The sequence below is a fragment of the Novosphingobium sp. PhB55 genome, assembly GCF_004368805.1.
Lineage (GTDB): Bacteria > Pseudomonadota > Alphaproteobacteria > Sphingomonadales > Sphingomonadaceae > Novosphingobium.
The window spans coordinates 16,730-27,291 of record NZ_SODQ01000017.1 but is presented as its reverse complement, the minus strand read 5'-3'; the positions used below and the strand labels follow the sequence as shown (position 1 = coordinate 27,291).

The 10,562-nt window shown below is 61.5% G+C and carries 9 protein-coding genes; 8 read left to right on the top strand and 1 reads right to left on the bottom strand.

Going from position 1 to position 10,562, the window contains the following annotated elements:
- Positions 1 to 877: 877 nt before the first annotated feature.
- On the bottom strand, positions 878 to 1,111 hold the full coding sequence (locus tag EDF57_RS24985) for a hypothetical protein (protein WP_132269197.1): 234 nt from the start codon (positions 1,109 to 1,111) through the stop codon (positions 878 to 880).
- A gap of 849 nt (positions 1,112 to 1,960) precedes the next feature.
- On the opposite strand from EDF57_RS24985, the gene EDF57_RS24980 reads away from it, so the two are divergent.
- The 8 genes from EDF57_RS24980 (at position 1,961) to EDF57_RS24945 (ending at position 9,700) form a co-directional block, all read left to right on the top strand.
- Positions 1,961 to 2,281 carry a DUF736 domain-containing protein gene (locus EDF57_RS24980; protein ID WP_134096341.1) on the top strand — a complete coding sequence of 107 codons (321 nt, stop codon included), beginning with the start codon at positions 1,961 to 1,963 and terminating at the stop codon, positions 2,279 to 2,281.
- Positions 2,282 to 2,482: 201 nt separating this feature from the next.
- Positions 2,483 to 2,860 carry a helix-turn-helix domain-containing protein gene (locus EDF57_RS26310; protein WP_347876972.1) on the top strand — a complete coding sequence of 126 codons (378 nt, stop codon included), beginning with the start codon at positions 2,483 to 2,485 and terminating at the stop codon, positions 2,858 to 2,860.
- Positions 2,853 to 3,425 carry a S26 family signal peptidase gene (locus EDF57_RS24970; protein ID WP_134096340.1) on the top strand — a complete coding sequence of 191 codons (573 nt, stop codon included), beginning with the start codon at positions 2,853 to 2,855 and terminating at the stop codon, positions 3,423 to 3,425. The genes EDF57_RS26310 and EDF57_RS24970 overlap by 8 nt, the downstream gene beginning before the upstream one ends.
- 101 nt (positions 3,426 to 3,526) lie before the next feature.
- Positions 3,527 to 4,177, top strand: a complete 651-nt coding sequence (locus tag EDF57_RS24965) for a lytic transglycosylase domain-containing protein (RefSeq protein ID WP_134096339.1) — start codon at positions 3,527 to 3,529, stop codon at positions 4,175 to 4,177.
- A gap of 327 nt (positions 4,178 to 4,504) precedes the next feature.
- Positions 4,505 to 4,864, top strand: a complete 360-nt coding sequence (locus EDF57_RS24960; RefSeq protein ID WP_134096338.1) for a hypothetical protein — start codon at positions 4,505 to 4,507, stop codon at positions 4,862 to 4,864.
- 387 nt (positions 4,865 to 5,251) lie between these two features.
- A complete protein-coding gene (rlxS, locus tag EDF57_RS24955; protein ID WP_134096337.1) occupies positions 5,252 to 7,255 on the top strand; it encodes a relaxase/mobilization nuclease RlxS in 2,004 nt (667 codons plus the stop codon).
- A gap of 636 nt (positions 7,256 to 7,891) precedes the next feature.
- Entirely contained in the window at positions 7,892 to 8,611 is a 720-nt protein-coding gene (locus tag EDF57_RS24950) for a thioredoxin domain-containing protein (RefSeq protein WP_134096336.1), read from the top strand.
- 114 nt (positions 8,612 to 8,725) lie between these two features.
- Positions 8,726 to 9,700, top strand: a complete 975-nt coding sequence (locus EDF57_RS24945) for a hypothetical protein (RefSeq protein WP_134096335.1) — start codon at positions 8,726 to 8,728, stop codon at positions 9,698 to 9,700.
- Positions 9,701 to 10,562: the final 862 nt, after the last annotated feature.

The window sequence follows — 10,562 nt, the reverse complement described above, 5'->3', positions numbered from 1 at the left end:
AATGCTGAAGATGGGCAGCCGGTGCCGGGGCATGCCCCGGCACCGGCTTAACCGTCCCGACCCGAATGAATTTCCAGACCTGTGGTTACACAACCTCCCGCGCGCCCTATCGAGAGGATCGGGCCTGAACGGTCCCTGTCGGTGGCCCTCCCGGCGGACCGGTGCGACACTGTCGCGCCTTGTCACAGAGTCACCGCGCGCTCGGACCCGTACGCCTCACTGTTCGCGCCGTTCCTTTCTCGCATGGCCCGGCGCGCCGGAATATCGGGAGGAGTTCCGGTCGCGGCGGATTTACCCGGCTAGTTGCGGGTGGGATTTGTCCTGCCATCGGCGGCGGCCTTCACCGAAACCGCCCAGGCGCACAGATAGTGACCGCGCGTCTGGTGCCGCTCGCCGGACCTGAAATGAAACATTGCCGCATGCCCCAAGGACTATGAAATCTCGGCCGCGGTGCAGACGTCCTTTTCCTCGATCATTCCCGCAATCGCAGCGAGTGCGCTTCCGGATGCGAACACGGCGTCTTCGTCGATTGCGTCTTTCCCCGCTGCCGATGGACGGCGCATGCGATGCTGCCTTCGGCGGCGGCGAAGCGCCAGTGCGCATGGGGCGAAGCGACCGCCACCGGCCCACCGGCCAAGGGGATCGCTCTTGGCCGTTCTCGCCTTTCGTGCGCCCGAAGGTGATCGACGTATCTGGCGAACGTCCTGCCGAAATGGCCTGTCGCGCTCGCCCGCCGGTCGCTAGCGCCGCCAACAGCAGCCCGGCACGCCCCCCTTTTGTCCGGGCTGCAAACACCCTTCGGGGGGACCGCTCCACGCCCCCGGAGCGGTCCGCACCACCAGTAAAATTGCAAAAGAGACAGCCGTGGAACCCGGCGTCAGGCGGACTGGAAACGTAAGGATTTGGGCCCGCTTTCAGGTCCATTTGCCGCGTGGCGGATGGTGCAGAGCTTGCGGCCACCCTGCCACAGTTCGGCGGCGCGCGCAGACCTTACGTCCAAGGCCTTGCGGTGCGCGGTGACCAACGCATCGGCAGCGTCTTCGGCGCCAAAATCGAGCCGAAGCGCGCCTGCATTTCCGTCGTCCGGGAATCTAAGGGTATAGATGTTCATTCAGGCTCCTCCCGCCGCTCCGGTCGTCTAACGACCTGGTCACGGCAGACGCTCCTAGCATTGTGCTGCGTCAAATCCGAGACAAGAGGAAATGACTATTTCGGGTGAATCCGGTCACGGCGATGCCTGCGGCGGACCAAATCGCTTCGCTGAGGGGGGCAACGCGCGACAGCGAATTTTCCGCCGCGAAATTTCTGCCGAGAGCCCCGCATCCGGGTACGAGGATCACGAATTGTCGCCGGTTCGTGGCGCGGTTCCGGTGTCGTGGCAGCGACCATGTACCGTCCTGGACAGTAGCAGCCAGGACGAACTTGGGCGGGAGCGGCAGGTCCCCGAATTTGCCGGTTCTCAAGCGAATCCGCGTCTCGCTTCTCACGGGCTCCCGCCGCGGTGCGGCCTGCTGGCGACTTCAGACCTCGATCCCCAGCCACCTGCGCCACCTGCGCCAAGCCGATAGCAACCTCGCCCGCCTCGCGGGTACGATGCGCAAATCTGCCCGGCTCGAGAGGGTGTGATGCCGCCCCAAGCTGCGCGAACGCGCGTGAACGATGATCCGATTCGCTGCATCGTTTTGCGCTCCCGACACCGGGCGTCCAAAGCCGATTCCCGGATCCGAGAGGCAGCGACCTGGAGCAGTCGCAGCCCCGCGAAACCATCGCGCGGCGGCTTGTTTCCCCGACCGCTCAGGCGCGGTCTCCTCGCGGCCGCTTCGCCTTCAAATAAGCCGCTGCGCTCCGGTCCTTCGCTGCCGCTTCGGCCCAAGGGTTCGTGGATGCTGCCTCGACCGCTCCTTCCGGTCTGCCATCGTCCGGAAAATCGGTTCGGGACGACCCAGTCAGGAGAAGAACGATGCCTGCAATCGGATACGTCACCCGCGATGGCCGCAGCTTCAAGGGCCAGCTTCGCACCCTCTCGATCCGCGCCGAGATCGAGATTGCGCCCAACACCCGCAAGACCAGCGAGGCCCAGCCCGACTACCGGGTTTCCTCGGGCGGGGTCGAGGTCGGCGCCGGATGGCTGCGCCGCAGCGAAAGCTCGGGCAACGACTACGTTTCGCTGAGCCTCGCGGCCCCGGAATTCGGACCCCGGCGGCTCTACGCCAACCTCGGCCGGGCCGCCGGCCACGACGATGAGGACGCCTTCGCGATCATCTGGAATCCCGCCGATTAAGGCGAACTTCGGGGAGCCTCGCATCCACCCGGATGCGGGGTTCCCGGCGCCGCAATAACCGCGTGGCCAGCGTCGGATTGCCCCGTCCGACGCCTACCGCAAGGCATCGGGTCAGCGCGATCGCGCGCGGCGTTCCCGTTCGTATCTGATGCGCCCTGACTGCTTAATCCGGGAGCGGTGGGGGGAGGGGCGAAAACGCGCATGTCGATTTTCGACCCTGCCGCGCGCGTGCCGCAGTCGTCATGCCTCGTACCCGGCAGGCCTTTCCGGCCTGCAAAGGGAGCGCAGATCATGACGGAAAATTCTGGCGGATTGCCCGCGTCCGCGGCCAATCCCGGCGGCATCAAACAAGCCGTACGGCAGGCTAAATTGCGGGCGGAAACTGCCCGCCAGACCTCGCCGTTTCTGACCTCCAAGGAAGCCGCGTTTTTCCTTGGCCTTGCGGTCATCACGCTGAGAGGCATGCGCAGGAAAGGCACGGGCCCCAGGTGCCGCAAGCATGGCCGAGACTGGCGCTATCATATCGATGACCTCGAAGCCTGGTCCCTTGCCGCCACGCGGGGAGGGACCCATGGCTGATGCTAGAAACCTTCCGCTCTTCGCCTGGGGCGAGGCCCTGCGCGCCGTCCGCGCGCGGCGCCGACTTCTTCGCCGCCGCGCCGCGCTGATCGCCGCCGGCCTCGCCGCGTTGAACCTCACTCTCATCTTCCCGCCGGTGCCTCGGCTCGTCTGGAATCACAGCGCCAGCGCTCCGATCGGGCTCTACCTGGTTTCTCCGGGCGTGCCGCTCATGCCCGGCGACATGGTCGTCGCCTGGCCGCCGAAACCGGCCCGTGCCCTGGCTGCCCGGCGTCACTATCTGCCCTCGGGCGTGCCGCTGGTGAAGCGCGTGGCGGGCGCGGCGGGCGATACCGTCTGCGCCCACGGGGGGACTGTCACGCTGGGTGCGAAGCCTATCGCCGAGCGCATGTCGTTCGACCCTTCGGGCCGTCCGCTGCCGCAGTGGGAGGGCTGTATGCGTCTTCGGCAAGGAAGCTATTTCCTGCTGATGACCATTCGCCCGGATAGCTTCGACGGGCGCTATTTCGGGGCGACCGGCCAGCGCGACATCATCGGCAAGGCTACCCCGCTGTGGCTGCCATGAAGCATATGGGGCGCGGCGCGCGGAATGGAGCCGGTCATCCCGCCCGCGCGCCTGTTTCCCTCAGGCCATCGCGCCTTGTCGCGGCCGCGCTGCTTGCCGCAATGATCCCGCTGGTCTCTCTCAGCTCGGCGTCGCCTGTCTATGCAGCAGAGCCCGGCGCGGTGTCTCGCTGGCATGCCGAGATCGCGGAAGCCTCGCAGCGATTCGGCATTCCCGATGTCTGGATCGAGCAGGTGATGCGCGCCGAAAGCAGGGGGCGCACCACCCTCGATGGGCACCCGATCCGATCGGTTGCAGGGGCTATGGGGCTCATGCAACTGATGCCGGGAACCTGGGCGGAAATGCGCGCGCGCCTCGGGCTCGGAGGCGATCCCGATGCCCCGCGCGACAACATCCTTGCGGGCACCGCCTACCTCAGGGAAATGTACGACCGTTTCGGCTATCCGGGGCTTTTCGCGGCATACAATGCAGGCCCCACGCGCTATGCTGCGGCGCTTGCAAGTGGCCGGCGATTACCCGCCGAGACACGGGCCTATCTCGCCAGTGTCGCAGGCGGAGTGGCTGGCATGAATGGGGCGGTGCCCCTCGCGGCCGGGCCGATCGACAGTCCATCCAGAGCACCGAAGAAGGCCGCAAGGCAGACAATCTTTGTCGCTTCTACGCATGTCAATGCTGCGGATGACGACGGGGCTTCGCTACCGCAATCGCCGGGTGCTGCCGATCCCCTTTTCGCTATTCGTACAGCGCCCTGATCCGGTCAGAGCGCGGTGCCGCGAGCATTCAATTCCAGAGCCCAGGCCCCAGCCGTGCGCTAGGACGAGAGGTCAGCCACCCTCCTCGGAAAATGCCGAGTGTGACGGCCTCTGCGGCGGCTGTAAAGGCCGGCGGCCCCTCCAATTTTACCGCAGCAAATGAGCGCGCTTCGCGCGCGATTTTGTTTGTTTTCCTGCAATAAAATCGGCTCCTCCGCCGCCGCTTCGCGGCGCACCGGCAAGCCGGTGCGGCCCTGACAGCCACCGCGCCGACCGTCCGACGACTGGGGTCCTCAGGAAGGGGACGCACAAGCGTAGGAGGTTGTTATGACGGTTCAGGTGAACATCGGCGTTGCAGCACAGCAGGTACTTGCGAAGCTCGTGGCGGGTCTGGAGATCGAGTTCGGGCATGGCGCGGGCGAAGCGCTTGCGCGGCGGTTCTTGGACGCGGAAGAGAGTGATTTCGTGTGGGACGCGCGGGTATGCGAGCGCTGGCTCGGCGCGCTGGACAGCGAGGATGATTTCGGGCTTGAACTCGACCGGATCGCAGTTGTGGGGTGCATGGACGGGGCGTGGTACGCAGCGGTGAGCATCGTCGATGGCGATGGCCAGGCGCAGGGGCTCATTGCGCGGCGGGAGTGTGCGAGCGAAGGCGAGGCGCGCGAGTTCTACGCGGCCTTGCGGTAGGCGCGAAAGGGCTTTCCCGGCCGGGATGCAGGTGCCGCTGCGCACTCGCGTCTCGGCCTTTTTTTTTCGGCCGGACGGCGGGGCGAGCGGGGCGAGCGGGCGCACCCGGAGAGGCGGCATCGGTCCGGGCAGTGGATGAGCGCTGATTGGGCCTGGCTGAGGCCGGCGGGGTAGGGGCGCGTAAGGCAAGATAAAGCTATGGCACCCCCGCGCCATAACATGTTGTCTGCACATCTTTTTTCTTGGGGCTCAACGGCACTATGCGCGATTCGCCAGTGCCATGGGGCGCATGAGACCAGCCTATCTGCGGCCCCGGACGGCACCGGTTTTCACATTGGCGGCTGCGCGGCATGTTTCGGGTCCATTCCCTCATGCGGGCGAACTTCCATGGCCAACGATGACGATTTTCTGCCTCGCCTCGGGCGTCAGAATGCGGGCGGAAGCAAGGGTGAGAGGCGCTATATCGGTAAGGTCATGGCGGCGGCCAATCTGGCCCGCGGGGGCGCAGCAAAAGCGCGCGGCAAATCGGGCTTTTCCGGCAGCAGGATCGGGCGCGGCGGCGGGATCGGCCGAATGCTTGCCAGCAGGGGCGGAATGGCGGGTTCGCATCGCCGCCGCGTCGTCGTGAAGGCGAGCATCGTCAGGCTCACCGGGAAGGGCGCCGCTGCGGCAGCCGCCCACCTCAGATACCTCCAGCGCGACGGCACGACGCGCGAAGGAGAACGCGGCGCGCTCTATGGGCGCGAAACGGATACCGTCGACGGCAAGGCGTTCCTCGAAAACGGCAAGAGCGATCGGCATCAGTTCCGTTTCATCGTCTCGCCGGAGGATGGGGATCGCTACGAGGATATGAAGCCGCTGACGCGGCGGCTCATGGCGCAGATGGAAAAGGACCTCGGAACACCGCTCGACTGGGTCGCCGTCGATCACTTCAACACCGCCCATCCGCACACGCATATCGTTGTTCGAGGAAAGGATGCGGCGGGCAAGGATCTCGTCATCGCCCGGGACTATCTCACTCACGGAATCCGAGAGCGCGCCGCCGATCTGGTCGAGCTTGATCTTGGGCCGCGATCGGACCGGGAAATTGCCGATGGCTTGCGGGCCGAGATCGGCCAGCAGCGTTTGACCTCCATCGATCGCGCACTGCTTGCCGAGGCTGGCCCTGAAAGAGAAGTTGCAGCGCGTTCGCCTGATGCCCTCCAGCAGTCGATCCGCGCAGGGCGGCTTGCCCAGCTCACGCGGATGGATCTGGCCGAGCATCTGGGCGGCGATCGCTACCGGCTATCGCTGGATCTCGAAGGTGTGCTGCACAGAATGGGCGAGCGCGGCGACGTGATCCGGACCACGCAGCGCGAGTTCACGCGCATGAAGGTAGAGCGGGCGGCGGCCGATCAGGTTATCTATGAGCCTGCCGCCGAGGGTGCGAGGCCGCTTGTCGGCCGGGTGCTATCGCGCGGCCTTGCCGACGAGTTCGAGGATCGTCATTACCTCATCATCGATGGCACCGATGGGCGAAGCCATTACGTCGCCATCGGAAAGGCCGGGCAGGGGCTTGCAGCGCTCGCCGACGATACCGGATCGCTTGCCGGTTCCATCGTCAGGGTCGAGCCTCTGCGAGCGAGTGTCCGCGATGTCGATCGCACGATCGCCGCGATCGCCGCCGCTAACGATGGGCACTACGAGGTCGACCTGCATCTCAGGAACGATCCGAACGCCTCCCAGACCTTCGCCGAAACCCATGTCCGCAGGCTGGAAGCGATGCGGCGGGAGAGCGGGTTGGTAGAGCGCGAGTTATCGGGACGTTGGACGATTTCTGCAGACCACCTGGACCGCGTTGCCACGTGGCAACAGGCGCGCCTCCAGGACCGTCCGGTGGCGGTGAAAGTGTTGACGCACGAGCCGCTCGGCAAGCTGGCCGAGATGGAGGCCGCAACCTGGATCGATCGCGACCTGACATCCGGGGCGGCGGAGCCTTCGCGCGGCGCTGGTTTCGGTCAGGAACTATCCGATGCGCGGGACAGGCGGCGACAGTGGCTGCTCGCGCAAGGGTTTGCAGAGGAAAGCCAGGGACGGACCGTGTTTGCGGACGGCATGATGGATGCGCTTCGCCGGCGGGAGCTGTTACGGGTTTCAAACGGTATGGAGGAGGAACTTGGGCGGCCCTATCGGGAGGCTCGCCAAGGCGAGCGCATCGAGGGTGTTTATCGGCGCTCTCTCGACCTTGTCAGCGGCAAGCATGCGCTCATCGAGCGAAGCTGGGATTTCACGCTGGTTCCGTGGAGGCCGGCGCTCGAAAAGCAGGTCGGGAAGTCGGTGTCCGGCCTGATGCGCGCCGACGGCATCAATTGGACGATCGGGCGAGGGCGTGGTGGTCCGGGAATTCCATAAGGCTCGAACGGCCAACTTCGGCGATGCCTGGGATTGGCCGTCATTGGGACTTTCGCGACGGTCGGCTTCGGGGCGCTCGGCATAGGAAAGCCGACGCTCCCGGCGTCCAGTTTAGCAATATTCCTTTGAGGGTAATCCGCCCTTATTCCAGCGTTTCGTATGGTTAGATTCCTTTCGCCCAAACCTGGCGGCCCCGATGTTTTGGCGCTCGTCAGCCCAAAAGCCTGGAGGTTTTCACCCTGCCTGCGCACCATCGCCAGTGCCTACGCCTCTCCGATCTGATCAAGAACTCCATCCAGCAGGCACTCAAATGCCGCACCGTCAAGATGACGACAAACATGCACTGTTACGCCTACTCCCGCCGGTCCCGTCGAAAGCCACGAGACCTGAGCCTACGGCAATTAGGCCAACTCCAAATGGCATCGCCAGAATGCATGGTTCCTCCAGGTGAATATTTCAATTTTTTAATGGTCTAGACTGGAGTTGTTATGGTGGCGCCGACGAAACCTCTTGACACTTCCGTGACACAGAAACAAACGTATGCCAAATTGTGGACGAATAGACCACAAAATGGGATGAATTCAATTTCAATGAATTCGCCCGTTTGATCATGAACGGACACTTGCGGGGTTGGGGATGTCGGCAAATCTTAAGGCAGTGTCGAAATCCGGGCCGTATGCCTGGATAATGCTTGTAGCATTGATGATAGCGCTTGTCGTTGCTGGGCAAACGTTAATACCCGCGTATATTGACCACCGGATTGATAACTATATTTCGAATAATCGAATAAAGATCTCCGGCCTCATTGGACAGAGTCGAGGTACAACGTCCCTTCATCCCATCAAGCTTTCCGATGAAGATGCCCGTCTGGTCAATCAGGGCGGTATACATACAAGCAACAGGCCTGCTGCTGCCTCCCATACGATCGTGATATTTTCCGACTATCTTTGCGCCTATTGCAAGGCCGCCGACGCGTCGATGAGTAGTAAATTCTTGAGTGAGACAAGCAAAAGCAATCTTGTCTTCTACGAGTTTCCGATTCTTTCGAAAGATTCTTCTGATTTGGCGGAACTGGCTGTGGTGGCCAACACGGTCGGGTTATATAATGAATTTCGCCAAAGCATGATGAAGATCGCGCGCCCGAACGCGCGAGACGGTATTGCTTTCCTGGAACGGAGGGGGATGAAAATGGCCTATATCGAAAAGCTTAGAAAAAGCGCTGGCGTCGCGAAAACCCTTCAGGCTTCGAAAGAAATGGCAAGGAAGCTAGGCATATCGGCAACGCCGGCAATCATCATCGACGGCACACTCGTCGCTGGCTGGAACGAGAAGGAAATACAGAAACTGCTTTCCTAGACCGTGAGATCCAGCGCCGCTCCGGGGTCACAAAAACATGGAGTGCCGCGCGCGAAGCCAGGAAGCATGCCTCGGCATACCTCCCGCCCGCTGGTTTGATGGAGTGAGTGTCCATTGATCAAGACTTCGACAGTAATTGCTAGCCTGATCGCAGCTATCGTCGTTCCCTCGATGCTCTGGGCTCAAACTGACGCGAAGCCGGTAGCCGCAGATAATGAAATTCTCGTGATTGCCCAGCGCATGCGCAGGGTGAAGCTTGATTACGCGTTGAACGCAGGCGTCTTGCGTCAGTGCACGATCCGTACCTCGAGCGGCGATCAGCGCATCGATCGCATAATGTGCGCCATACTAAGCGCGTGCGTTAACGAGGGGCACACAACTCCCAAAGCGGCTAAAAGCTGCATGAGCGATCGCATCGCAACCTTCAAAGACACCGCGATTTCGCCACCATCGGAACAAGAAGAGCGGCAGTGGCAATCGACGCCTACCGTGCCGCCCGTTTCGTTTTCGCCGCGAGACACACTGGCGACAATTGAGACGCCGCAGTCCGGCATACGAATGGACGATCCCGTCCTGCGCCCAGCGCAGCCCACCGCGATGGGCGAACCTGATACCGAACTCGAATCCGATGCTAATGCTCCCATTATCGTTACGGGCAACATCAATCCGATCGTGGCAGGCGAATGGGAGTTCACTCAGCAGGGAACAACGACGTCACTGTCTCGGGCAAGCTTTTCGGGCGTGAGGAGCTGGCGACTATGCATCACGGAGGCAGCGCTGAAGCCGACGTTAGAGGCAATGCTCAAGGAATCCCTCGTGATCGATGACGCACCTAGTCACTGTTATAAGTGGAATATTTCGATCACTGATAATTATATCAAAGGTGATCAACGATGCTTCATCGCATACGGACTGCGTATGACCGGCGAAATTAAAGGAAAAATCAGCAAATACGAAATAACTATCACGCGACACACCCGACTGTTCAAAATATCCGGAAGATCATCAGTAGATGATGACTTGGAAACTACTTACGAGATCAACGGAAGTAGAATAGGAACCTGCATAGCCGATAGGTACAGGCATTGAACATGATAACAATTGTGCCTTCCAAGTCACAAATGGCCTCATGACTGTAGTTCCCTAGCTCTGATGACGCGCCCGCGACCCTCACTTCCAACACCGCCGAGCATAGGCCCTTTTCAGTTAAATTCATGAACGGCTGAATGCGGATTATATATTTGTAATGTATTTTAGTACGACGATTTTAAGCGCAAAATCATCACCCCGCGACTGAAAATATTATTGGAGAAATGATTGTGCGTATAAACCTGAGATATATCAACGCGAGCGGCGCGGGGCTCTTAGCTCTCATACTTTCACTTGGCTCTCTGACTCCAACAGAATCAGCATCGGCGCAGTCAGGAGTCTGTACGCCAGAGCAGCTTGCAGCTTACGATATTTGTCACTCTAACTGCGAAGCAGACTATTGGGACAATTACTACGAGTGTGAGCTGAAGGTCTCAGTCGGGGTCTTTACTTGCTTCACGAGGGCACAAGAAACACGAGATAACTGCAATGCGGCCTGCGCGCAGCCATTCTGCCCGCCTTATAACTAGCGAACATCCTGTGTCAGCAGTAGTTGACAAAAGCAAATATTTATTTGGGTTTGCCTATTGACGGCACCGAATAAACTTCTGGGGCCCACCAGAACTAGCTGCGGGTGGTGGGCCCAACTTGGGTCTTTGGCTCAGCAATCAGCGCCATCTGTGTAGGGCCGCTCCCAAGCCCTTTGAATGATGGCTTGCGGAATCATTTTCCGTTCAGGCGGCTGTGCGCGAATGGAGTAGGTTGGGCCGAAACCTGCCGGATTATCGGACGGTCTACAGGTGGGATGCGAAATTTGAGCACGGAGCGGCCGGAAAGGGTGTGCGCCGTGCAAAGGCGGCAC